Below are 24,861 nucleotides of genomic sequence, written 5' to 3' on the forward strand. Positions count from 1 at the left end.
GGCTAATTGAATATGAATGTGGTTAAACCGCCTCTCGCACCTGAAACCAATTGCTGAACAGCGTCTGACTGATAGTAGTATCCGCAACCGTCGCCTGGGCAGGGCCACCGGTTCAAGGTATCCAGCCCTATCTTGGTCGCCATCTTAACTACCCGACCCGGGCTATTGGTCTGCCAGGGTTCATTCGACAAATTAGTTGCCCTTTTTATCCATTTATTACCAACAAAGTAGGACCATTCATAACCTGCCGCCAGGCTTACGGTCCCATTGTCGCTGATCAGCCAACACCCTGGATTGGCAGGATCGGGCACGATGGATAAGTTCAGTACCTCTGGAAATCCTGACGATGCTATCTTAGGCGAAACGGCCATTCCTGCACAGCCTCCCGTTTGAGAGACATTGACCAATGCCGATTTTCCACTGACGCAGCCATTAAGAGTGACTGTGGCATAGTAGCTTCCGGGTTGGCTTGTGAGATAAGTGGTGCCCGATCCGACCTGAACTTCATTTCGGAACCACGTAATAGTTCCCGAAAAGTTGGACGCAGTTAAAGTGACACTTTGATTCGTGGCCGGGCAAACGGTATTTCCGGATGTTTTGCTAACGGTGGGTACCGGCGGACTACTGCAATTCGTGCAATTCAGAGCCTCGCCTTCCCATTTCACACAACTCTTTAAAATCTGGTCAGGAATCGTTTTTCCTGAAAGAAGCGGCAGCCAGTCCCCATGTGTTCTGTTTCCATTTTTCCAGTAAGCCACCGCACATCCTGATTCCAGGTGCACCACAACCTGATTAGAGGGGGAAGAGCCTATAACCTGCCCCTCAGCGAAAGTGTAGCCAGAGCATATTACATCATTCCCATTTCCACAATTGTTGGTCTGTGCAATAACAATTGCAGCCGACACCGGGCTTGTGCAACCGTTTAGGGTGCAAGTGGCAGTATAACTTCCGGCATCATTTCTTGTGATCGTGCTGCCCGTACCAACTTGCACTCCATCCTTGAACCAGATAACATTTCCCGTACAGCCGGTGGCCGCCAACGTCACAGATTGATTGGACGATGGACAAACAGTAGTACCCGAAGTTTTGCTGATACCCGGGGCAGGAGGCGATATACAACCGGTACAGTTGACGGCTTGCCCCTCCCATTTCACGCAACTTTTCAGGATATTGTCGGGGACAGATTTGCCGGTTAACAAAGGTATCCAGTCCTGATGTACTCTATTCCCGTCCGGCCAGCAAGCTACCGCACACCCGGATTCAAGCCGAATTTTAACCTGATTTGCCCCGGATGACCCAATGATCTGCCCTTCGGAAAAATTGTACCCCGAACAGGTTACCGGATTTTCGACGGTCTGTTGTTCAACCACACAGATCCTATCCTGCCTGCAACTTCCTCCGCCGGTACCGGCAATCCGGATCGTATTATTGCCTGCCGCGAGTGCGACAGTGAAGGCCTGTTCGGCGAAAACAATATTCCAGGCCCCGGAATTGGGCAGGTTAAGATTTTGCTCATTGGCACCGTTGACTTTGACATTAATATTCGGTGGCGAGGATGAATAGTACCGGAGCGTTACCTTGTAAGTGCCTGAGCTGGGCACTCCTGATAATACATAGTCGACATAATGATTGGTTGCGTTTTCGGTACCCCTTGTTTTCCCATTGGAAGCCGTTGGGTCATCGGTTATCATTCCGGTTGCACCCTGCATGGATTCGGACTCGAAACATTGACTGTATCCTGAAATCGCAGCTACCCGACTTTCATTGAAATCCGTTATTAACTTCATTTTCAAGCTCCCCCGATACAGGAACCTGCCAGTTTCCGAAGAATATTTTGTACCTCTTAACAAAATAAAATTTGCCTCGTCCGAAAAATTCTTAAACTTTCCTCTCAGCACATAATGTGCCTCCGTTCGCTTCCTATCGAGTTTTTCGCCTATATAATCATGGTAATTGCCTCCTGTTTGCTCAAAATTTTCAGGACATGCGAGCCTTATATTAAAATTTGCGTCTAAAAGTGTAGTTGCAAGTGACGCAGCGGGTATTGGCCTGAGGACACATTTAATCGTTATTTCAAATTCCTCCCCTATTGACACTGCCGCTTTGTCAACAGATATAGAAAAAGAAACCGGGTCAATATCCGCTTCACCGGTGTTGTCGTGAGAGGCAGCTTGTGCAGCACTTAATGTCATTAAGAATACAAACAGATTCGTAACCCATTGTAATGTTTTACTGATAGTGGTGATTTTCATTTTAGCACATATTTAGATGAAGAGCCGTAAAATTACTTTCATCCGATTTGTATTAAATGTAAATCCTTACCTCAAAATAAAGGGTATTAATACCTCATTTTCTGAGGTATTGTGAATTAATAATATACAAATAGATTTACAGGAAAATGAGTTGATATCGCTGACATAACCTTAACCGAATATTACACAACTTTATATCATCAGTACTAATACTTTACACATTACTATTTATGATCTTAAATTCTGACCCTGCTCCCATCAGTTCCGATTTTATATCGGAACCAACCTACCCGATTTTCTATCATAGGCTTTTCAAATTAACAATGCGCGAATGGAGCGTATTGCTTCTGATTGGCGATGGTTTAACGACAAGCGAAATCGCTGAGCATTTATTCGTCGAACCAAAGAGTATTGCAAATTACAAAGGCAGGATAAGAATGAAATTAAAGCTAACCGGCCAGAATTCATTGTTCGTTTTTAGCTTTTCCAATAAAGAACATTTAAATAAAATACATCAAATGCTGCAACCCTGATTACAGCTATCCAATCTATTTTTTTCAAACCAGCTGGTAAAAATTTGCTGGTATTTACAATTTTTTCACACACTATTCAAAATGACTTCCGGAAATCTGCGCAAACTAACATTGGTATATCTATTACTACCGAACCTGTTGTTTTTGATATACTGGGTAAAACCCTCCATTGCATTCCTGTTCATGCCAGCCTTACTTTTTCTGACCTTTACCAATTGCAAAGAATATCCTGGTACTGATTGGCTTTTTATGTGCGATATCATAAAAATTTGCACTATGGCACTTGCATTGTCAGTCCTTTCCGGAATTGGTGGACTCTGTTATCAAACCGATGACCATTGGGGCCACAATGTGAAACTATTCGAGTTGTTTACCAGTCCCTGGCCACTACATAGTCCTGCCAACGGACCTGTCATTTCCTATTATTTTGGCTACTATGTTGTTCCAGCGCTATTTTTCAAATTGACCGGACATATCCAGGTCGGTGTCATGGTAATATGGACTGCGGCAGGTTTTGCGATAGGCATGGCATGGATCTACCTTGTGCTGAACAAAAAATTGCTGTTGGTATTCCTTACATTATGCGTAGGTGATTTTCCCAGAGTGCTCCGTTGCTTTTTAAGCTTCTTCCATATCAGGCTATACGAGTTTGGCGACTTTGGAGTAGAGCATTGGTCGGTTCTTGAAAATATTTTCTGGGCACCCAACCAGGTGATTCCCGCGTTGATCATTGGGGGAATGATCATGCATAGCATCCGTAATAAGCATGAGATTGAAAGATTATATTTTCCGTTATCGCTAACATTCTGGTGGGCGGTTTTCCCTACTTTTTTTGGATGTATATTCCTGGCATTTATAACCATTAAAAAATCAAATAATCTTTTAGGAAAGGTATTTTCATTTTCATACTTAAAGAATGTGTATTTGCCGGGACTGTATATGCTTTTGATGATCCTGTTCTTCTCATCACACAAATCCACGCCTGTTTCGGGGTACTTATGGAAATTCAGCGATTCGGGAATTGATTATGCTATTGAATACATATCCAATATATTACTCAATACCGCCATCTTCATATTTACATATTTGACTCTAATCAAATTGAATCGTCCAAAATTATCTTCTTTTACATTTCTGATTGCACTGCTCATTATTGTAATTTCCGCTTTGTACAGGCTCGGCAAAGCAAACGATATATTGACGCGTGGAATGATGCCGGTATTTATCGTTGCAGGAATTCATTTACTTTTTCCGCTTTCCGTAAATCGAAAATATTTAAATATAGAACGATCGAAAACAGGGCATTTGTTGGCCTTGGTGATTGTTCTATTTTCTATCACTTCCATATTTGGCATCAGCAGGATAGGAAGAGCATTACATTATAATCAAATTACTGCAACATTATTTCCGGACAGAATCAAATTTGCACCACTACCGTATGACCAATATAAAAATATTCACGATGTGTTAGTCGACAGATGGTCTGAATTGGAAGCAAGACAATATATGGGCGATATACAGTCCTTTTATCAAAAAAAAATAGCCCCGGAAAACCCGGAGCTACCTGAATGACGAAGGCTACTATACGTAACTGAATTTTATTGTTTAACAATTTGCTGGCTGATCACATTGCCGTCAGTCTGTTTTACTGACAAAACGTATAGTCCCGCAGGTAGAAACGATACGCGAACCTGGTATTGCTTTTCAGATTTCAATACAGCTGAAGTTATAATTTGTCCTGCGGCATTCGAGAGCGACACTGTCCCGCTCACTGGATTTTTGAATTCTACACTTAAAAAATCGGAAACCGGATTCGGGTACACCTTCCAGAACAGCGCCTTTCCGGAAGGTTCAACGGATAGTAAAGGAAGCATTTTTACGGACGTAACCTTCGCATTTGACTGCGATTTTGTACTAAAAGCCTGAATCCGATAACTGTACGTCTCATCTGGCGCCACGCTTTTATCTTCGTAAGAGAGCGCTTTTCCATCGTAATCTTCAACCAGCTCAAAGTCGGTATCTTCCGGCCCTTTCCGTTCCAGAATGAAGGTCTCCGCCCCAGCCGACTGCCACGAAACCAGCACAGTTGCCACATCCGATTCTTTTGCTTCAAAAACCGGGAATGTCAATGCATCCGCAATGGCGATTTCCTGGAACGAAAATGCGCCCAGTCCCCTGCTGTTTTTCAGGAAAGGGCCGTGATAGGTATCTACTTTTTCACCTTTGTAAGCCGGCAAATAGGTCAGCTTTTTCGCCTCCGAAGTTTTGCTCAGCTTCAAGGTGACAATGTTCCCGCTGGCTGTACCGGAAGCAAGGTCCGCTGGCTTGGTTTCATCGCCATCAAAGAAAAAGACTTCTTTAAGACCCTTCAGGAATTTCTTTCCGCCGACTTCTTCTACAAGCGTGTCCTTCGGCCAGAACAAACGTTGTCCAGCTTCAAAATAAAGCTTGATTTCATCCTTTTTGTCGGAAGTATAAAACACCTTTTGTACATCCGGACATGCTACATTGCTGGTATCGGCAGAGCCATAGAACATAGGCTGTATAAATTGAAAAAACCTTCTGCCAAGCTCCTGATATCCGGCTAAACTATAATGGATCCCGTCAAATCCCGGCAGACCATTCACATTGAAGTGATCGGTTTTAGGATAAATATATTTGGTCTTCCTCTGAAATTCACGGATTGTGCCCGCTACATAAAATGGATTGAACAATACAGGAATTTGTACAACAATATAGTTCTCAACCTCAGGATAATCCGTTTGCCAGTATTTGAAAAGCTTGTCATACTGCTGCTCATAGTTCCGGATATCCTCAAGTGCCTCTTGCTCGCCCTGATACCAGAAAAACGCCCGGATCCTCTTAGGCCTTGCAGATTTGATTCTGCGATAAAGTAACCCGTATAAGGTAGCCGAAGCAGGATCCTGTTCATTCCTGTCGACGTGGTACGAAATATAAGAACCGGGTAAGGCGCCATTGATCACACAGGTCGGAATACTGTCCTTTTCAAGTATTCGTCTTTGAAGCTCCACTCCCCACGCGCCTGCGTAAGGCCATGACCACGAAGAGGCAATCCACAAAGTATCGCCAATTCCAACCGACGGGTCTGTATCTGGAATACGGGCAATTGTGCGCGCATACTTGTTGGTCCAATTCCCGAAGTGTGTTGCGGCAGCATTGGATTGTCCGCTGATCACATAAAAATCCCCGGCCACCACATTCGTTCGTTTTACGACCAGTACCGAATCACCTGATTTGCAGGCATAAACCTCAAAATCATAGTCAGCCATTTCAGCTTTGATCTTAGGTGTCATCTCAAAGTTGGCAAAGCTTTGTTCACCGTAGTCCAGCGTATCCTTGAGATATGCGAATCGTTTCGTGTTTCGGAAAGTGACGACAGACATATATTCCCAGCCTTTTGCTTCAATCCGACCCGCAATCTGAACTTCGGCCGTGTTATCGTCTTCCCTGGCATAGAGCTGCATATCCTTGGGAAGCTTATTAAATGCGACTGCAAAAAACCGCTGACTGTATGCTGTCTTGCCGCATAGTAATGAGATCAGGATCAGCAAATAAAGAGAATGCTTACGCGTAAACTTCATTTCATTCAAAAACTTTTACGATTCTAAAATGTATTCTTAACGAATAAATATATTGTTATTGTTTTGTATCCATGGCAGGTTCGCTGGCCGCATCGGGCCTGGAAAGTGCCCAATGCTCGTCAAACATTGCCAGGAACCATAAAGCCATGATTACCGGCAGGGAATATTTATCCCATGACAATTGCGCTTTACCCAGCAGCAAAACATTGAAGGCTACCATCCAGCTCGCCAGATTGAACCGCGGAGAAAAGAACCGCATCAGGGTGATCAGCGCCAGAAGTCCGAAGCAAATTTGCTTCAACAAACCGCTTATACCGAGTGTCATGAAAGCCTGATCGATATAACCCAAGTAAGGCCACGTGAAATATGGATTATATGCTTGCTTTGCGGGAAAGAAAAAAACAATTAACCCAACCAGGATTACAAAGCCGATAAATGATTTAGGAAAAAGCCTCGGAAAGCTGACCAGGTAACGCAGCTTGCCGGTGATCAGCATTTCGGGGATTACATAGTAAACTGCTATTACCACTGACGCATAGAGCAAATAGCCAGGATTGTATTGCACCAGTTTGTCGGAATCATAATGCTGCTCGGCCATAACCGCCGCGGGCGCCGGGCCTTTCCATAACAGAATCCACGGTACAATACTCAAAACAGCAATTGCATAAAAGATCCAGCTTCTTTCAGAAAAAATCCGTTTGAAAAACAAACCAATGCCGGAAGTTCTTTTCAAGTGCTCAAAAAGTTCGTAAGCTGCCACTGCTGCCGGAAAGGCCAGCATATATTGTCGGCAGCATACAGCTGCCGCGAACAACAACATCCCTGCCCAATGCTCGCGTTTCAGATAAGCCACGATCCCTGCCAACACGAAAAACATGGCGAAAATGTCGGTGTAATAGTAGATGCTCACGAGGTAATAATTGGGAAACAGCAGCAAGCCCGCGAGACAAAGCCAGAAACGCCTGCTCCGCCCGGGGCTGTTCCACACAAAAAGCATAAGCAATGCAAAACTTGTAAATGCAGTCAGCAGACGCAGTACCTGGATATTTTCACCAAATAACTTAACCACCCAGCCACCCAGAATGAAGGGAATGGGCGTATTAAGCTCGTTATAACTTTTAAGAAGTTCAATAGAAGGGAGCGGCTCGGTGCTGAAAAGAATGGCGGCTGGCAGATAGTGGAACTCGTCCTGATACAAGCCCATTGTAAACCTATCCTTTATAAAAAAAACCGCGACAAAAACTAAAGCTAGAAATATTGAAACGTACAGTTTTCTTGAATTCATAGATCAAATGAAATTAACCTCCGCGTTTAAGGCGATCCCAAATTTAGTCTTTACAGAGTCTTGAATACGCTCAGACAATGCTTTGATTTCGTGACCGGTCCCACCTCCGTAATTGACCAGTACCAGCGCCTGCTTTTCGTGGACACCAACATTTCCCTGCCGGTACCCTTTCCAGCCTGCCTGCTCGATCAGCCAGCCCGCCGGTACCTTCATAACTTCATCGTTAACGGGATAACCAGGGAGTTGGGAATAACTCTTTTTCAATTTTTCAAACACTGCAGCCGAAATTTCCGGGTTTTTGAAAAAACTGCCGGCATTGCCGATTTTTGCCGGATCGGGAAGTTTGCTTCGCCGGATCTGCATGATCGCCTCACTCACATCGCGGATGGTCGGATCCGTCACATTCATTTCGAGCAGCGTTTTCTGCACATCGCCGTATCCTACGTTAAGACCTGGCTTTTTAGATAAAATGAAAGTGACGCCCGTGATAATATATTGGCCTTTTGCTTCCTTTTTAAAAATGCTCTCCCGGTACCCAAAGCGGCATTCTTCTTTCGAAAATAACCGCGTTTCTCCAGATTCTATTGATACCGCTTCAACAGATTCAATGACATTTTTTACCTCAACACCATAAGCGCCAATATTTTGCATAGGCGCGGCGCCTACGCTTCCCGGAATCAGGGAGAGATTTTCCACGCCCGCGTATCCGTGATCCACACAGTACATCACGAATGCATGCCAGCTTTCGCCGCCGCCGACTTTCAGCCGGATATAGGTTTCATCTTCGCTTATCTTCTCAATTCCTGTTAGCTGCGGGTGAATTACCAGTGCGTCTATATTTTGGGTAAATAAAATATTACTGCCGCCGCCGAGAATAAATTTTGGCTTTTGTTTCCACTCCGGGTCAGTCAGAATTGACTTTAATTCCGTTAAAGAGGTAACCTCCGCAAAATAGCTCGCCGTCGACTCGAGGCCGAAAGTATTGTAATTGCGAAGCGGGTAATTGGCTTGAATTTGCATTGATAATGTGAATAACGAAGGTAAAGTTAGGTATTACATTCAAAACTAAGTGGTATGGCGATTCATCCTTTTTTGCTTAAGTTTGCAGGTTCAGTAACCATTATTGGCTATATGAAGCTGAAAAAGAATTGCTTATTGATATTGCAACTCGGCATCCTGGTTGTTTCCGGCTGTGCTAAAAAGACAGTCGTCAGCTCAACCAATGCGGAGTACAGGGAGGATCTGTCAGCAGTCCGGCCACGCTATGAATATGTAGAGCCTGTGTTTGACAAACCGGAAACAGAAGCGTCTCCCAAGACAATTACCACTCCAAAAGCAGACGTAGACAAGCCGCTTTATGTCAACAAAAAACTGGAAGCGGCATTGGACACCATATCAAAACATAACAAGTCGGTCCGTTACATTAATGGTTTCAGGATACAGATTTATGTGGGCAATGTGCGGCAGGAAGCTGACGGCGCCAAAACCTTTATTTACCAGACATTCCCCGACCTCAATCCATACGTTTCTTATTCTCAGCCGACCTATCGCGTAAAGGTTGGCGATTTCATGTACAGAAGTGACGCAGAGCATTATCTTGATTTGATCAGAGAACAATATGCATCAGCAGTAATCCTTGCGGACCGCGTCGACATCAAAAGAAGTTTGATGGTAAATCCAACTGCTGAGAGAAACTAAGCCATTTTATTTTTAACCCGGATTTTTTGTCCATTTATTCATTTTAGTAAGGCCTAATGAAAAAAGCATTAATTACCGGGATTACCGGTCAGGATGGAGCCTATCTTGCTGAGCTCCTTTTGAGCAAAGGATATGAGGTGCATGGTATCAAACGCCGCAGCTCTTTGTTCAATACTCAGCGGATCGACCATATTTATGAAGACCCGCACGAAAAAAACGTGCGTTTCCACCTGCATTACGGTGACCTCAGCGACTCAACGAACATCATCCGGATCATCCAGGAAGTACAGCCTGACGAAATATATAACCTGGGCGCGATGTCGCACGTGCAGGTAAGCTTTGAAGAACCGGAATATACTGCCAATGTGGACGGAATCGGTACTTTGCGAATTCTCGAAGCAGTTCGTCTGCTGGGATTGACCAAAAAAACAAAGATCTACCAGGCATCTACTTCAGAGCTTTACGGATTGGTACAGGCCGTTCCGCAGTCTGAAACAACACCATTTTACCCGCGTTCACCTTATGCAGTAGCTAAATTATACGGTTACTGGATCACGGTGAATTACCGCGAAGCTTACGATATGTTTGCTGTAAATGGTATCCTTTTCAACCACGAATCGCCCTTGAGAGGGGAGACTTTCGTGACCAGAAAAATCACCCGCGCAGTAGCACGTATCGCATTGGGCTTGCAGGATAAGGTATACCTGGGTAACCTGGACGCGCAGCGCGACTGGGGCCACGCCAAAGATTTCGTAGAAGCAATGTGGCTGATCCTGCAACAGGATACCCCCGAAGACTTCGTGATCGCGACCGGTATTACTACCCGCATCCGCGATTTTGTCAGAATGGCATTTGAGGAAGTAGGAATTGAAGTAGAATTCTCAGGCGAAGGCGCTGGTGAAACTGCGAAGGTCGTAAAATGCAACAATCCGGACTTCCAGATCGAAGCGGGCAGAGAAGTAGTTGCTGTTGACCCACGCTATTTCCGCCCGACGGAAGTAGAGCTGCTGATTGGAGATCCGACCAAATCGATGACCAAGCTGGGCTGGAAACCGAAATATGACCTGAAAGCATTGGTAAATGACATGGTAACTGCCGATTTGACACTGTTCAAAAAGGACAGATTGCTGGAAAGCAGCGGCCACCGTGTTCCAAACTATTACGAATAAGAATACGTTTGACCCAAATAAGAAGGCCCGGCAGCTGATTGCTTCCGGGCCTTCTTTTATCTATTTTACATCATTTAAATGACCGCCTTACCAGGCTTGCCAATCGATTTACCGATTTTAATCAGATCTTCCGGTTTGGTATAGCCCTTAACAGTTCTCACAACTTTCCCTTTCGGATCGATAAAGAACAAAGTAGGATAGACTTCAAGTTTATATTTTTCAGCCAGTGCAGGTCCCTCGCCGCTTTCCATATCAAATTTTACATTGATAAATTTTTGGTTAAAAACCTCGGCGACATCGTCGCGCGTAAATACATTCTTCTGGAGCAGTTTGCATGGTCCGCACCAGGTTGTGTAAGCGTCAAAGAAAATCATCTTATTTTCCGCCTTGGCCTTTTTCAGTATGGCAGCCCAGGACGCCTCTGTAAATTGGATCCCCTTTTCTGCTTTCCCGTCCTTCTCTCCATTTTCGGCGCGGGCGACCGAGTATGTCAATGCCAGAACAGTGAGTAGCAAACCTAGTTTTTTAAGATTTCTCATTCTTTTTAATGTGTTTACTTTTATAGTATCTAATAACGAAAATACGCGCCCCACTTATTTTACAAAATTACATGCACAACAGGTCACATTTTCATACATAATGTTTTGACTCTAAAAAAAGTACCTTTGCAGCTTCATTAACATAGAAATCGTATGAAAGTTCAGGATGCAAGGTATGTGATGAGCAATTCGGATTATATGAAATGCCCTGATCCTGTTTTGCCTGAGTATGCATTCATTGGCCGGTCCAATGTGGGCAAATCGTCGCTGATCAATATGCTGACAGGCAAAAAAGCTTTGGCCAAAACCTCCCAGCAGCCAGGCAAGACGCAGCTGATCAATCATTTTATCGTCAATGAAATCTGGTACCTTGTCGATTTACCGGGTTATGGCTATGCCAAAGTCGCCAAAACCGAGCGGGAAAAATGGGAGAAAATGATCAATGATTACCTGTACAACCGGCCTAACCTGATCTGTACGTTTGTTTTAATCGACGTGAGGCATAGTGCGCTGGCCGTCGACCTGGAATTTATGGCGCAGCTGGGAGAAGCAGGTATTCCATTTCATATCATTTTTACCAAAGCAGACAAGCTTAAGCCAGGCCAGGTCATCACACAGGTAGAAGCTTACAAAAAGAAACTTGCAGATATTTGGGAAGAAATTCCGCCGATGTTCGTCACCTCAGCAGAAAAAAATGAGGGAAGGGATCCCATTTTACAAACAATAGAGGCTTACAATAAGGCGTTTCAGAATTCACAAAAAAGCTGAGGTTGTTTCGCGAGGTATCTTTGCGTTATTTTGCCGGAAAATAGTAAGTCTGAGTACGCCATATTCAAATCAGAAATATCAAATAGAAAAAAGGATGAGTGAAAAAGTAGAGTCTACAGGAATGGAGCTGTTGAAGGAAATAGCAAATGTTTCAGGTAAGGGCGGACTGTTCCGTATTCTCAAACCCAGTCGTGCCGGGGTAATTGTTGAAAGCCTGGATGAAAAACGTGAAAAAACGCTGATCGGCCCCACTGCCCGGGTTTCTGTTCTGAAAGACGTTTCTATTTTTACAGAAGGCGAGCAGGAGTCGGTGCCACTAGAGGAAGTTTTTACCAATATACGCGAGGCGCATGGCGAGCAGGTAGCGCTGCCTGTGAAAACTTCTTCGGATAAAGAGTTGATCGAATTCCTGGCTAAAATCCTGCCTGATTTTGATCGGTCGAAAGTGTATGTATCTGATATCAAGAAAATTATAACCTGGTATAACTTACTTTCCAAATACCTGCCCGAGCTTTTTGTCGTTTCTGAAAAAGAGCCAGAAGCTGCGGTAGAAGAGGTGAAAGAGGAAGCAGAAGCAGCAGAAAAAAAACCTGCTAAAAAAGAGAAAAGCAAAGCCTGATCAGGCAAAATCACATGGAGAACCCTGTCACAACGGCGGGGTTTTCTTTTTTTACCGCGCCAACCCATGAACGCACTTTCCACCTATATCGACCACACGTTGTTGAGCCCCGTTGCCAGCGAAACGGACATCAGGAAGATTTGCGAAGAGGCCTGGAAAATGCAGTTTAAAGCCATTTGCATAGCGCCTTCCTATGTTCCTTATGTAGTGGAAATGATGGAGTTTTGTCCGGTAAAGATTGAAATCGCTACCGTGATCGGCTTTCCGCTTGGATACTCGGTTACTTCTACCAAGATCTCCGAAGCAGAAACCGCATTGAAAGACGGTGCCACTGAACTGGACGTGGTCATGAACCTTTCCCGCTTCAAATCGATGGCATACCTGAGCGTGCGCGAGGAGATACAACAGCTCACGCAAATTGCCCACAGCTCGGGCGCGTTAATTAAGGTCATCATAGAAACCGCATATCTCGATACTTTCGAATTATACACAGCCTGTGAAATCTGCGCGGAAGCCAGCGCCGATTTTGTAAAAACGTCTACTGGATTTGCTACCGCTGGAGCCGATGCAGGAATTGTGAAGGTCATGCGGGAAATTTTGCCTCCGCATGTTAAAATCAAAGCCTCGGGGGGTATTAAGACTGCCGCACAGGCAAAAGCGATGATTGAAGCTGGTGCCGAGCGGATCGGAACCTCGCAGGGTCCCGCCATTCTGGGCATCATATGAAGCGTATCCTGCTGCTGAGCACTGTACATCCGCCTACCGACCCACGGATTTTTTACAAAATTGCACCGGCATTAGCCGAAAAATATGAGGTGATTTGTGTGACGCCCGGTGCCCCAAAAATCTCCGGGAATACTTTCAAAAGTTATCCGGTTCCGTTCTTCAAAAAACTGCTTCCCCGCATATTGGTTTCTCACCCTGCGGTACTTTGGAAATGCCTGGTTCTAAGACCTGACATGGTGCATATTTTCGTCCCCGAACTTATTCCTGTTGCGCTCGTGCTCCAATGTTTTGGAATAAAGATTGTTTATGAAGTGCAGGAAAACCTTTACAAGAAATTCAGTATCAAAACCTACAATAACGGAGCGCTTTTCAAAAAGCTTTTTCGGTATTTCGATGATCTTGCCCGGCAGAAATTCAGGCTTATTTTTACTGAAAAAGCATATTTGAATGAATATAGCGAGATGAAATATCCATTTTCAATTATTCAAAATTTCGCAAAACTTCAGCTGATAGACAGCTTTACAGATACCCCTAAAAAAATGATGGTGCCGGAGTTTTTTTATACCGGGGTCATATCAATCGAAAGGTCCTTCGATGTGATGGTAGCCGCATTTTCTGAGCTCAAAATCAGATATCCGTATTTTCACCTCCATCTCTTCGGGCCGGTCAGGATCAGCGACAAAATCATTTCAACCTTGCCAGGTTTCAACCACATCCGCGAAAATCTGACATTTTATGGTTACAGCGACCAGCGCATTGCATTTCGAAATGCTTCCGGCTGCATAGCCGGGATAGCGCTGCTGAAACCTGTAGGAGATTATCCGGATTCCTATACCACCAAGCTATTTGAATACATGGCATTAAAATTGCCTGTTATTACCTCAGATTTCCCTTCCTACCGGGAAATTGTAGAACCTTCTCAATCCGGTTTTTGTATTTGTCCATACAACAGTAAACTATTGCTCGAAAAGCTGGTTTTCCTGATTGAAAATGAAAAAGAGCGATCGGAAATGGGGAAGCGGGGGCGTGCGTGCGTGGAAAACTATTATAACTGGCAGACTGAGTGCGAAAAATTACTGGCTTTTTATGCGTCAATTGTATCCCCAGTGAATGTAATTTAGTAAGTACCCTGTCTATTATAATTTTATAAATTTATTATTGAATTGTTCAAATATTTAGTGCTACGATTTCTATGAAATATTTAACTTTCGGAATTAAAAAGAATTGTAGTTTGCGGAGTCAACTTCTCAATCATGTATATTAATACAGTTAGTCATTATTTGCCAAGCGAAGTTATTGGTAATGAATATTTTACAAATATTAACAATCTGTCCCACGAGTGGATTGTAGAACGCACCGGAATTTCAGAAAGACGTAAGGCATCCCCGGAAGAAAATACTTCCACCATGGCAATAAGCGCGGTTGAATCCTTACTTGAAAGTATCCCTTACAGCAAAAATGAGATAGATCTTATCGTCGGGGCTACTTACACACCATACGACACCATAGTTACGCTCGCACATGCGGTACAGCATCAGCTTCAGATTCCTGATATTCCTGTTGTAAGTATCTCCTCTGCCTGTTCTTCCCTTTTGAATGCGATCGAGATCGTTGAAGGCTATTTCGCGCTCGGCAAAGCTTCCAAAGCGTTGGTTGTGGTCTCTGATCACAATACTGCCTACTACAATGAAATGGATACGGTGTCGGGCCACCTTTGGGGTGACGGCGCTTCTGCCCTTCTAATCTCAAAAGAAAGGCAGACAGACTCTGACATGCAGATTAAGAAAATCATCACGGGAGGAGCCGCAACAAGCGGTAAGGCGATCGAGGCTGTGGTTTTGAGGCCCAATGACCGGGGTGTCATCATGCCTTTCGGGCGGGACGTTTTTCAGAATGCCTGCGTATATATGCCCAAAGTGAGCCAGCAGGTACTGCATGCATGCGGACTTTCTATCGACGACCTGGATTATCTGATCCCGCACCAGGCCAACCACAGGATCAGCCTGAATGTGATCAATACACTCGGCATTCCTGTTGAAAAGTTGATTTCCAATATTCAATACCTTGGCAATACGGGCTGCGCAGGCTGTGCGATCGCGCTTTCGGAGAATAAAGATAAATTTAAAAAAGGAGAGAACATTGTAATTACCGTATTTGGAGGTGGCTACTCTTACGGCGCAATGCTTGTGACCATTTGAGTTATTAAATAAAAAAGCTTCCGGCCGGACAACCTGTCCAGCCGGAAGCTTTTTTATTACACTCTTGATATTAGTTTACCTCCGGTTCCGTATACATCACTGGTTTCCAAACATTATTGGAAGGATTCATATCCGGCAAACCGCGCTCCGGATCTATCGTAACCGACCGGATAGGCTGGTCGGTAGCGGCTTTAAAAGTCCAGCTTCCGCCTCTCTGCCAGATCTCAACCGGCAGCTCTACCCTCGTTTTTTTGCCGCTTACTTCTTCGATATCTACTTTCACGGGCATTGCCCATTGATTCAGGTTTTCAATTGTGATGAATGAACCCTTTTGCGGGTTTTGCTCTACATATTTGACATCCTTCACGGCCTGGTCCAGTTTATAGTTTTCAAAAAACCAGCCTTTCCAGAACCAGCCCAGATCCTCGCCTGCTGCATCTTCCATCGTCCGGAAAAAATCATAGGGCGTCGGGTGCTTGAATGCCCAGCGCTGGACATACTGATGGAATGCATAATCAAACCGCTCTTTACCCAATACCTGCTCGCGCAGCATTTTTAATCCCAGGGCAGGCTTATAATATGCTTCCCAACCCAGGTTTGTTGCCTGTATCACGTCCGGCGTTGTCATAATCGGGTCTGCTTTGGGCCTGAAAATGATTGGTGCGAGCCTGTGCATATCATTCATCTGGGTCGTTTTGTATTCTCCGTTATTGAAATTATCCGCAGACAGGAAGTTGATAAAAGTATTGAAACCTTCATCCATCCACGCATATTTCCGCTCGTTGTTACCTACGATCATCGGGAACCAATTATGCCCGAATTCGTGGTCCGTTACCCCCCAGAGATCATCCTTGCGGCTTTTGCTGCTGCAAAACACGATCCCCGGATATTCCATTCCACCCACAATACCCGCCACGTTGGTGGCCACCGGGTAAGTATATTCATGGATGTAATTTGAATAAAACTCGATACACCCCTTCACATATTCGGTAGACCGTCCCCAACCTTCCAGTCCGCCATCCTCAGCCGGGTATACCGACTGGGCCAGAGCAGTTTTTCCTTTTGGCAAATTCATTTTGGCGGCATCCCACACAAACGCTTTTGATGTAGCCCACGCGATATCGCGCGCCTGCTGGCAACGGAAACGCCAGGTTAATGTACCAGATTGTTTTGGACGCGAGTTGGGGTTTGCAACCTCTTCCGCTGAGCGGATCATCACGGTCTGGTCGCTTTTTGCTGCATTGGCCAGCCTCTGTCTTTGCTCCGCAGTCAATACATCGCCCGGGTTAAGCAACTCCCCCGATCCCACTACGATATGGTCCCAGGGAACAGTTACATTATATTCAAAGTCACCGTATTCGAGGTAAAACTCGCCAGCGCCCAGGTAAGGCAACAGGTTCCAGCCTTCGATATCATCGAAAACAGCCACCCTTGGGTACCACTGGGCCATTTCATAAACGATCCCGTTCTTAGTTTCCAACGTTCCCATGCGATCAGAACCGTATTCCGGAATTTTGAAAGAATAGGCAATTTTGATTTTAATTACATCACCATTCGGCTTCACAGGGTTAGCCAGGCGGATCTGCATGCGGGTATCGGTGATCTTGTAATCGGCTTCTACAAACTTGTCTTTTCCTTGCTGAACGGAAACTGTTGTAATTGAATCGCCCCCGTCAAACCCGGCATTACCAAACCTGCCGCCAGTTACTGGTGTCGTTTTCGCACCTCTTGAATGACTGCCGAATGCATTCTGATCCAGTTGAAGCCAGATAAAACTCAGACTTTCCGGGCTGTTATTTTTGTAGGTGAGTTCAATATCGCCTGATACGATCCCTTTGGCCTCGTCGAGCGCTACATTGATCTTGTAATCGGCTTTATTCTGCCAATATTTTGGCCCCGGAGCACCACTGCCGGTGCGGTATTCGTTTCCGGGCTGAAAATTGAATAGCGGGTGAAACAGCACATGCGCATCATACGCCCCCTTTCCAGCCTCTTGCGCAATCGTATTAAAAAAGCCCAGGCTGCATATTGCCAGCAAGCCCAAACGATACATCGAAATTTTCATTCTGATAATTAAATTGGAAAATATAGGATTGTAAACGAGCAATATACATCTTTTAGCCTTTTTACGGATAAAAAGTTTGATTTTTACGGGACTAAACCCGGCACAAAATCCGGCCGGTTTTCAATCAAAAATTATGCGCGAGCGCCTTTCTTCTGATACTTATATTGATGGAATCCTGGCAGGCGACAGGGTGGTCCTTAGTCGGGCGATTACCGTGATAGAAAGCAGGCTTGCGGAGGACAAGCAGCTTGCGCAGGCCATTTTGAATGGTATCCTGCCGCATTCCGGGAATTCGCTCAGAATTGGTATCACCGGTATCCCGGGTGTGGGAAAAAGCACTTTTATCGAAGCTTTGGGAATGTACCTCACAGGTATCAACAAAAAAGTAGCGGTACTTGCGGTGGACCCGACAAGCAGTAAGTCAGCCGGTAGCATTCTTGGGGATAAAACGCGCATGGAGGAGCTGGTTAAAAGCCCAATCGCATTTATCAGACCCTCCGCGACCGGGCTTTCACTGGGCGGGGTCGCCCGTAACACGCGCGAGGCAATGTTGTTATGCGAAGCCGCCGGTTATGAGGTGATACTGATTGAAACGGTGGGTGTGGGCCAGTCGGAAATAATAGTGAAAGGAATGACCGACTTTTTTCTGCTGCTGGCACTTCCACGTGCAGGGGACGAACTTCAGGGGATTAAAAAGGGGATCGTCGAAATGGCCAATGCGGTCGTTGTCAACAAAGCCGACGGGCTTTTTGCAGAGGAAGCCGCACAAGCGGTAGCTACCTTTCAAAATGCATTACATCTGGCTCCGGGAGATCCATCAGGCACATTGGTGCAGGTACTTGCCTGCTCGGCACTTGAAAATAAGGGTATTCGGGAAGTTTGGGAAGTTGTGCAGGACTATTTTAAAAATACCGTGGCGAACGGATTTTTCACTCAAAACCGCGCAGCGCAGCAGGTAGACTGGATGCACGAGCTCATCCGGCAAAATTTGAATGACTTGTTTTACCAAAATAAGGAAGTAAGAAAACTGCTGCCTAATGTGGAAGCGAAAGTAGGTGAAGGTAAGATGCTACCGGCAGAGGCAGCGCAGATACTGCTGAACATGCTTTTCAAAATATAAATTATCCCAGATGTATCCTGAAAATTTGTGGTAAATGCATTTTTGAACTACGTTTGAACGTTCGTATTCACGTATAACAAAAACAAGCTCAACTTTTTACTATCATCTGATGAAAATCCCTCACTACCTTACCCGGCTTCTTTATTTTGCAATCGTATCCCTGACGGTCTTTGCCGCAGCTTGTAAAGACGAAAAGGAACCCGATCCCGAACCTGTTGATAACAATCCGATCGTCGGCACCTGGCAATTGAAAGAAATCAAGCCGGAAACAGTCGGAACTCCCATTCCCGATTTGGAAAAGGTTATATCATTTGTCGATTGCATTTATAATCTAAAATTGACTTTCAATGCTAACAATACCATTTCCACGGCTGATTGCCCGATTGCTGTAGCTGCGATCGAGTCAATTGTACCAGTTGGAGCAGAGGCCAAATGGAAGGTTAGTGGTGACAAACTAACTTTATCGGATAAAAATAGGAGCCAGGATCTGAAAATCACTCAGAATGCGACAGACCTTAACGTGGTAGTCAATACCGAACTTGATGCTACTAAGCCACCGGTGAATGCAGTATTATATCTCAAGCGCATCTAATCTTTTGAACAAAGCGTTCTCACAGCCGGGCAACTTGTCCGGCTGTTTTTTTATCCGCTGGTATGGTCGCAAACCACCACCCATTTTCCATTGATTTTCTTCCAAAGCAATGTATAGTGCCCCTCGAGATCGCCCTTCTCTGGCCGGGTCAGGTGAAATTTACCGACCACAAACGCGACGCCCGGGCCGGGGAATGAAAAATTGAGATATGTAAATTTCAGTTTGCCCATTGTCGCACGATCGGGGTAGCGTTTCAGGTAGCCTTCATAAGTGGGTTTATAACCGTAGGTAATCCCGCTTTTACCCACAAACATCAGCGAATCCGATTCCCAGTATCCATTCATGAAAGATTTAATATCGCCCTGGTTCCAGTCGGAAACCTGGCGGTCGAGAATGGCGAAAATCTCCTCCTTATCTTTTCCCGATTGGGCTTGAACGAGGATGGAAGCAGTCACGAGGAATAGAGTAAAAAGCCAGTTTCTCATATTTTTTGCGGATTTTTGTAAAACGGTTCTTCGGATATTCAATATAATGAAAGATTTGATCGGCCAAAGACCTTACTGCGTATCAAATCAATGAGCCAGCAAAAAATGGGAAAGTTTGATGACTTGTTCAAAAAAATGGACCGGCAGAAGTATCCATTCATCGATGGGCTTTACTACCTCTTCATTGTCGTTTTCCTCCTCGTTTTATTCCTTTTCTTCGCCTGACCAGTGCCTGGATCTTACCTTTTTATATTAAATCCCAATTCGGGAACCTCCACCGGAAAAAGGACCGGCTATATTGTCGACAGAATTTGCGCAACCGCTGAAAAGTATGGCTGTGATACCGAAATCCTGTTCACGCAGGAACGCGGACATGCGACTCAACTTGTAACTGAAAATCTTGGAAGGAAAGACTGGAAAGCGGTTGTAGCCGTGGGCGGGGACGGGACGATCAATGAAATCGCGCAACCACTTGTAGGTACGGATACGCCTGTCGGCATTATCCCGCTTGGTTCGGGAAACGGCCTGGCGAGACATTTGGGCATTCCTATTGCACTTGACAAATCCCTTATTACCCTTTTCACAGGCTCCCCGATCACCATCGATAGCGCCACGCTCAATGATATTCCTTTTTTCTGTACCGCCGGAATGGGTTTTGATGCCTATGTTGGCCATCTTTTCAGCAAACAGAAAATCCGCGGACTTGCCTCCTACGTGAATGTATCGTTTCGGTCGTACTGGGCTTACAAACCGCAGACATTCAGGCTTAACGGCGTTAAAACAGATGCATTTTCCATCTCATTCGCCAATGCAGGACAGTTTGGGAATAATGCCTGGGTAGCCCCACAGGCCAGTCTGCAAGACGGAAAACTCGATATCTGCACGATCAGGCCCTTTCCGAAATGGTATGGCACTTCGCTCGCGTATCAGCTTTTTACCAAACAAATGAAAGTCTCCCGTTTTATTGATTACCAAAGTGCAGAATCGGCCGTGATCGATACGGATTTTCCACCGATGATCCATTATGATGGCGAACCATTACAACTGATCACTACCCGGATCGAAGTAAAGATCAAACCGGAAAGTCTGAGGGTGATTGTTTAAATTCACGTCGTTAACCAAGAAATTCATATCAAATGTCAAAGAAAGACCGTTCCGGGATCATTTACTCGACCAATCCCGATTTCGAGTTTAGCGATTCCGATGATGAAGCGGAGACTTTGCCTCCTCAGCAGCAGGACCTGCGTGTATGGCTGGAACGCAAAGGCGGTGGTAAGGTGAGTACCGTTATTAAAGGTTTTGTGGGCAAAAATTCGGATCTGGAAGTATTGGGCAAATTGCTTAAAAACCTTTGCGGGAGTGGTGGGACTGTAAAAGATCATGAAGTACAGATCCAGGGTGACCACCGCGACAAAGTAATTACGTGGCTGACCAGCAAAAACTATAAAGCAAAAAAAGCCGGAGGTTAGTCCGGCTTAAAGTACTTCGTTGGTATCAATTTCGGTTGGGGCTGGCAGCGGAGCAGCAGGAGCCTGATTCAGTGGCTGCCGCATGTTTTCGAGGACTTCCACGTTGGTGACGAAATATTTGGTATCGCCATTCCAGGGCAACGTGAAGAATTTCTCTTCATAGGTTAGAGAAACCCTTTGCCCGTTCTTGATCGCTTCTTCCAGCTTGCTGATTGCGTCTTTATTTTTTCCGCTCACAGAAAAAACCCATTCTGAGGAATTCATGGTGCCGTCGCCTTCGTAAAGACCGCCCATTCTTAATTCGCCTTCATAAGTTTTGAACAAATATCCTTTATTGCTGAGCTTGGTAATAAAGCCGCCCCGTTTGCCCTCGCTGTAATAGCCAAATGTAAGATAATAGAGTATTCCAAAAACGATAGCCAGAAAGATGGCAAATATGACCCATTTACGCATAGCTGTGAAATTCAGTGTTTATGTTGTGAGCTAACTTCGGAAAAGCGTTTCATTTTTCCTACTATTTTGCCCTGATTGCAATAACAGGGTCCATCCTCGCTGCGAGCATTGCCGGGATAATTCCTGATAAAACGCCGATAATACTGGATACAGCCAGCCCGAGCAGGATATTACCGGGTGTCAGCAAAATTTCTAGCGACCCCATCGGCATAAATGACAAAAGGTATACCAGGAAAATACCCACCATCCCGCCAACCAGACTTAGCATTACCGCTTCAAACAGGAATTGGAAAAGGATCGAATAGTTTTTGGCGCCAAGAGATTTCTGAATTCCGATCAGGTTTGTCCGTTCTTTAACCGACACAAACATGATATTGGCGATTCCAAAACCTCCTACCAATATCGAAAAGCTACCTATCACCCAGCCCGCGATCGTGAGCACAGCGAATAACCCTGCGATTGCCTGCGCCGCAGCTTCGGGGCGATTGAGTGAAAAGTTATTCCCGTCCCTGGGCTTTATTCCCCTTTTTGTGCGCATCAAACCGGTAATCTCTGCCTCCACTTCCTGCATTCCTTCATCTTCGGGAAATCCTTTCACAACAATGTCCGCGCTACGTCTTCCCGATTGAAACAGTTTGGAAAAGGACGCAAAGGGGATAATGCAATTTTTATCAGGACTTCCGCCAAAGTCGACGAGACTCTCTCCTTTTTTGACCTGCACACCTACTATGGTGAATTTATTGCCGGCCAATTTGAATGGTTTACCAACAGGATCCTGCCCTGGATAAAGCGCGGAAGCAATATCCGCTCCCACGACCGCCACATTTCGCGCATTATTGGTTTCCAGCGGGATAAAGTAGCGACCGGTTTCGATCGGGATATCAGAGATTTGATTGTATTCGTAAGAGACGCCCTGGATCTGCGCTGTAATACTGTTTGAGCCGTTTTTGAGTGTCGTATTTCCTTTGAAATCCATTACAGCCACGGCACTTGCGCTTTCCAGGTTTTCATACAGATATTTATATTCCGCATAAGTAGGCTCTGGCCACTGGAAATATTTCCACCACTGATATTCCCCGCCAAAACCCCACGGCCATTTTTGCACATAGATTACTTTGTCACCTATGAAGCTGAGGCTGTCCTTAATGCTCCTTTCGAGTGAATCCACAATGGTGAAAACCGCGACGATTGCGAAAATGCCGACGGTAACACCAAGTAAAGACAGAATCGTTCTTGTGATATTTGATTTTAAAGCCTGCCAGGCAAATCTGAAACTCTCTAATACTTGTCGTAAAAATTTCATAATCACGATGGGGACAAATTCAGATCAAAAGTTAGCAGTTAGGTCGCTGGCGTTGAAATAAATTGGTACAAAAGGTAAGAAAAACGGCTTGATTTAATAAATTACAATCTAACCTTACCACACCTATATGCATTTACGCTACCTGCTTTCCATCTGTTGCTTATATCTTCCAAGCCTTGTTTCAGCCCAGAAACCTGTTCAGGAAACGACCGGCTTTTACCAGTTTTTGTCCGATGACCCCAATCAAAAATCATTTTTCAGCGACCGGAAAGGAGTAATCGCTCAGAATGGCATGGTTGCATCGGCGCATCCCGAAGCTTCGAAAGTGGGTGTAGAAATTCTGAAAGCTGGTGGAAATGCCGTAGACGCTGCGGTGGCGGTTCAATTTGCGCTGGCTGTGGTGCATCCTTCGGCGGGTAACCTGGGTGGCGGCGGATTTTTGGTATTACGCGACAAAACCGGAAAGAGTTTCAGTATTGATTTCCGGGAAAAAGCCCCAGAAAAGGGCCACGCGGATATGTATCTCGACAAGGAAAAAAACATTATCCCCAATGCAAGTACACTAGGCCGGCTGGCGTCGGGTGTTCCCGGATCAGTAGCAGGAATGGCGGAAGCGCATGCGAAATATGGAAAGCTGCCATGGAAGCAGCTATTGCAGCCTGCGATAGACCTGGCCATGAAGGGAGTAGTGCAAACGCAGCGTGAGGCGAGAGGATTGAATGCGGTAAAAAAAGATGTCGAAAGATTGAATCCTGGCACCAAATACTTTCTCAACCCGTCTGGTAAAGATTGGGCCGAGGGTGATATTTTAATACAAAAGGATCTGGGGAAGGTTTTGAAAAGAATCCAGAAAAAGGGGCGGGACGGATTTTATAAAGGGAAAGTCGCCAGGCTTATTGTAAAGGATATTAATCAAAATGGAGAAGGTATCATCAGCAAAAACGACCTCGCCGACTATCACGCTCAATGGCGTGAGGCCATTTCTGAGAATTATAAGGATTACAAAATAATTACCATGGCGCCTCCTTCCAGCGGCGGTATAGCATTGATCCAGCTTATGCGGCTCACCGAATCTTACCCGCTCCGAAAATGGGGGTGGCATAGCGACTCGACGATACAGGTGATGATCGAAGCGGAACGCAGGGTATACGCCGACCGTGCCAAATTTCTCGGCGATCCTGACTTTGTAAAAGTCCCGCAGGAAACACTCATGAGCAGGGATTATCTCGCGAAAAGATGGACGGATTTTGACTGGAGCAAAGCTACTGACAGTAAGAATGTCGGCGGAGGCACATTGCCGGGTTATGAGAGCCTGGAAACAACTCACTTTTCAGTCGTCGATAAAGAAGGAAATGCAGTATCCCTCACTACCACATTGAACGGCGGCTACGGAAGCCGGGTGGTTATCAAAGGCGGAGGCTTTTTCATGAATAATGAAATGGATGATTTCAGTATCAAAGCCGGTGCACCAAATATGTACGGACTGATTGGTAATAAAGCCAATGCCATTGCGCCGGGTAAAAGAATGCTTTCTTCCATGACGCCCACTATTATTGAAAAAGATGGGAAGCTGCTGATGGTCGTGGGTACACCCGGCGGCTCGACGATCATTACATCGGTTTATCAGACCATATTAAATGTATTGGAACATGGAATGACCATGCAACAGTCAGTGAATGCATTGAAATTTCATCATCAATGGCTGCCGGATGTAACCACCTTTGAAGCAAACGCATTCTCGGCTGCCTCTATCAAGAAACTGCAGGATAAAGGCTACAGGCTGGAACAGCAGCGCAATACGATCGGGCGGATGGATTGCATTCTGGTATTGCCCGACGGAACACTGGAAGGCGGCTCAGATCCCAGGGGAGACGACACAGCAGTCGGGTATTGAAATTGGCCCGGGTTGCTGAGATTTAAGATACAACTATTTGTATTTTTCCTGTAAAAGAACTTAACTTCGAGTGGGCAAGTAACCGTTTGTA

The 24,861-nt window shown here is 45.3% G+C and carries 23 protein-coding genes; 14 read left to right on the forward strand and 9 right to left on the reverse strand.

Annotation, left to right across the window (positions count from 1 at the left end):
* Nucleotides 1–2: 2 nt before the first annotated feature.
* Nucleotides 3–2,252: a carbohydrate-binding protein gene (locus FXO21_RS10140; protein ID WP_149639975.1), complete on the reverse strand. Its 2,250-nt coding sequence runs from the start codon at nucleotides 2,250–2,252 to the stop codon at nucleotides 3–5.
* A gap of 323 nt (nucleotides 2,253–2,575) precedes the next feature.
* Between FXO21_RS10140 and FXO21_RS29195 the strand changes: the two genes are divergently transcribed.
* Both FXO21_RS29195 and FXO21_RS28745 read left to right on the forward strand, forming a co-directional pair.
* Entirely contained in the window at nucleotides 2,576–2,785 is a 210-nt protein-coding gene (locus FXO21_RS29195) for a helix-turn-helix domain-containing protein (protein ID WP_225865909.1), read from the forward strand.
* 183 nt (nucleotides 2,786–2,968) lie between these two features.
* Complete coding sequence (locus FXO21_RS28745; RefSeq protein ID WP_192579201.1) at nucleotides 2,969–4,357, forward strand: hypothetical protein; 1,389 nt, start codon at nucleotides 2,969–2,971, stop codon at nucleotides 4,355–4,357.
* Nucleotides 4,358–4,383: 26 nt separating this feature from the next.
* On the opposite strand, the gene FXO21_RS10155 is transcribed toward FXO21_RS28745, so the two are convergent.
* From FXO21_RS10155 to murB, 3 genes are all read right to left on the reverse strand, one after another.
* A complete protein-coding gene (locus FXO21_RS10155) occupies nucleotides 4,384–6,387 on the reverse strand; it encodes a T9SS type A sorting domain-containing protein (protein ID WP_149639978.1) in 2,004 nt (667 codons plus the stop codon).
* A gap of 55 nt (nucleotides 6,388–6,442) precedes the next feature.
* On the reverse strand, nucleotides 6,443–7,591 hold the full coding sequence (locus tag FXO21_RS10160; protein WP_225865640.1) for a Dol-P-Glc:Glc(2)Man(9)GlcNAc(2)-PP-Dol alpha-1,2-glucosyltransferase: 1,149 nt from the start codon (nucleotides 7,589–7,591) through the stop codon (nucleotides 6,443–6,445).
* An 84-nt stretch (nucleotides 7,592–7,675) separates the two neighbouring features.
* A complete protein-coding gene (gene murB / locus FXO21_RS10165; RefSeq protein WP_149639980.1) occupies nucleotides 7,676–8,692 on the reverse strand; it encodes a UDP-N-acetylmuramate dehydrogenase in 1,017 nt (338 codons plus the stop codon).
* Nucleotides 8,693–8,746: 54 nt separating this feature from the next.
* On the opposite strand from murB, the gene FXO21_RS10170 reads away from it, so the two are divergent.
* The gene (locus FXO21_RS10170; protein WP_149639981.1) at nucleotides 8,747–9,370 is read left to right on the forward strand and encodes an SPOR domain-containing protein; all 624 of its coding nucleotides are present in this window, start codon (nucleotides 8,747–8,749) and stop codon (nucleotides 9,368–9,370) included.
* A 56-nt stretch (nucleotides 9,371–9,426) separates the two neighbouring features.
* On the forward strand, nucleotides 9,427–10,539 hold the full coding sequence (gene gmd / locus FXO21_RS10175) for a GDP-mannose 4,6-dehydratase (RefSeq protein ID WP_149639982.1): 1,113 nt from the start codon (nucleotides 9,427–9,429) through the stop codon (nucleotides 10,537–10,539).
* 74 nt (nucleotides 10,540–10,613) lie between these two features.
* Here the strand turns inward: gmd and FXO21_RS10180 are convergent, their stop codons facing one another.
* On the reverse strand, nucleotides 10,614–11,078 hold the full coding sequence (locus tag FXO21_RS10180) for a thioredoxin family protein (RefSeq protein ID WP_149639983.1): 465 nt from the start codon (nucleotides 11,076–11,078) through the stop codon (nucleotides 10,614–10,616).
* Between the two features lie 153 nt (nucleotides 11,079–11,231).
* Here FXO21_RS10180 and yihA point away from each other — a divergent pair, with 153 nt between their 5' ends.
* The 5 genes from yihA to FXO21_RS10205 all read left to right on the forward strand — a co-directional run bounded on the left by yihA (nucleotide 11,232) and on the right by FXO21_RS10205 (nucleotide 15,389).
* Complete coding sequence (gene yihA, locus FXO21_RS10185; RefSeq protein WP_149639984.1) at nucleotides 11,232–11,846, forward strand: ribosome biogenesis GTP-binding protein YihA/YsxC; 615 nt, start codon at nucleotides 11,232–11,234, stop codon at nucleotides 11,844–11,846.
* A 94-nt stretch (nucleotides 11,847–11,940) separates the two neighbouring features.
* Nucleotides 11,941–12,465 (forward strand): DUF5606 family protein, encoded by a 525-nt coding sequence (locus FXO21_RS10190; protein WP_149639985.1) that lies wholly within the window; start codon nucleotides 11,941–11,943, stop codon nucleotides 12,463–12,465.
* 66 nt (nucleotides 12,466–12,531) lie between these two features.
* Complete coding sequence (deoC, locus tag FXO21_RS10195; RefSeq protein WP_149639986.1) at nucleotides 12,532–13,191, forward strand: deoxyribose-phosphate aldolase; 660 nt, start codon at nucleotides 12,532–12,534, stop codon at nucleotides 13,189–13,191.
* A complete protein-coding gene (locus FXO21_RS10200; protein ID WP_149639987.1) occupies nucleotides 13,188–14,312 on the forward strand; it encodes a glycosyltransferase in 1,125 nt (374 codons plus the stop codon). Before deoC ends, FXO21_RS10200 begins: the two co-directional genes overlap by 4 nt.
* Nucleotides 14,313–14,444: 132 nt before the next feature.
* Nucleotides 14,445–15,389 carry a 3-oxoacyl-ACP synthase III family protein gene (locus FXO21_RS10205; protein WP_149639988.1) on the forward strand — a complete coding sequence of 315 codons (945 nt, stop codon included), beginning with the start codon at nucleotides 14,445–14,447 and terminating at the stop codon, nucleotides 15,387–15,389.
* A gap of 70 nt (nucleotides 15,390–15,459) precedes the next feature.
* Here the strand turns inward: FXO21_RS10205 and FXO21_RS10210 are convergent, their stop codons facing one another.
* Entirely contained in the window at nucleotides 15,460–17,454 is a 1,995-nt protein-coding gene (locus tag FXO21_RS10210; RefSeq protein ID WP_149639989.1) for a M1 family metallopeptidase, read from the reverse strand.
* Nucleotides 17,455–17,587: 133 nt separating this feature from the next.
* Here FXO21_RS10210 and meaB point away from each other — a divergent pair, with 133 nt between their 5' ends.
* Together meaB and FXO21_RS10220 are read left to right on the forward strand one after the other, a co-directional pair.
* A complete protein-coding gene (gene meaB, locus FXO21_RS10215; RefSeq protein ID WP_149639990.1) occupies nucleotides 17,588–18,574 on the forward strand; it encodes a methylmalonyl Co-A mutase-associated GTPase MeaB in 987 nt (328 codons plus the stop codon).
* Between the two features lie 109 nt (nucleotides 18,575–18,683).
* Nucleotides 18,684–19,166, forward strand: coding sequence for a lipocalin-like domain-containing protein (locus FXO21_RS10220; protein ID WP_149639991.1), 483 nt, complete (start codon nucleotides 18,684–18,686; stop codon nucleotides 19,164–19,166).
* A 50-nt stretch (nucleotides 19,167–19,216) separates the two neighbouring features.
* Here the strand turns inward: FXO21_RS10220 and FXO21_RS10225 are convergent, their stop codons facing one another.
* On the reverse strand, nucleotides 19,217–19,651 hold the full coding sequence (locus tag FXO21_RS10225; RefSeq protein ID WP_149639992.1) for a YybH family protein: 435 nt from the start codon (nucleotides 19,649–19,651) through the stop codon (nucleotides 19,217–19,219).
* A gap of 228 nt (nucleotides 19,652–19,879) precedes the next feature.
* Between FXO21_RS10225 and FXO21_RS10230 the strand changes: the two genes are divergently transcribed.
* Both FXO21_RS10230 and FXO21_RS10235 read left to right on the forward strand, forming a co-directional pair.
* A complete protein-coding gene (locus tag FXO21_RS10230) occupies nucleotides 19,880–20,755 on the forward strand; it encodes a diacylglycerol/lipid kinase family protein (RefSeq protein WP_149639993.1) in 876 nt (291 codons plus the stop codon).
* A gap of 32 nt (nucleotides 20,756–20,787) precedes the next feature.
* Complete coding sequence (locus FXO21_RS10235) at nucleotides 20,788–21,120, forward strand: translation initiation factor (protein WP_149639994.1); 333 nt, start codon at nucleotides 20,788–20,790, stop codon at nucleotides 21,118–21,120.
* Between the two features lie 6 nt (nucleotides 21,121–21,126).
* Here FXO21_RS10235 and FXO21_RS10240 read toward each other — a convergent pair whose 3' ends face one another.
* Both FXO21_RS10240 and FXO21_RS10245 read right to left on the reverse strand, forming a co-directional pair.
* Complete coding sequence (locus FXO21_RS10240) at nucleotides 21,127–21,573, reverse strand: hypothetical protein (RefSeq protein WP_149639995.1); 447 nt, start codon at nucleotides 21,571–21,573, stop codon at nucleotides 21,127–21,129.
* A 61-nt stretch (nucleotides 21,574–21,634) separates the two neighbouring features.
* Nucleotides 21,635–22,876: an ABC transporter permease gene (locus FXO21_RS10245; RefSeq protein WP_192579202.1), complete on the reverse strand. Its 1,242-nt coding sequence runs from the start codon at nucleotides 22,874–22,876 to the stop codon at nucleotides 21,635–21,637.
* 127 nt (nucleotides 22,877–23,003) lie between these two features.
* Here FXO21_RS10245 and ggt point away from each other — a divergent pair, with 127 nt between their 5' ends.
* Nucleotides 23,004–24,770: a gamma-glutamyltransferase gene (gene ggt / locus FXO21_RS10250; RefSeq protein WP_149639996.1), complete on the forward strand. Its 1,767-nt coding sequence runs from the start codon at nucleotides 23,004–23,006 to the stop codon at nucleotides 24,768–24,770.
* Nucleotides 24,771–24,861: the final 91 nt, after the last annotated feature.

Source organism: Dyadobacter sp. UC 10, assembly GCF_008369915.1.
Classification (GTDB): Bacteria; Bacteroidota; Bacteroidia; order Cytophagales; family Spirosomataceae; genus Dyadobacter.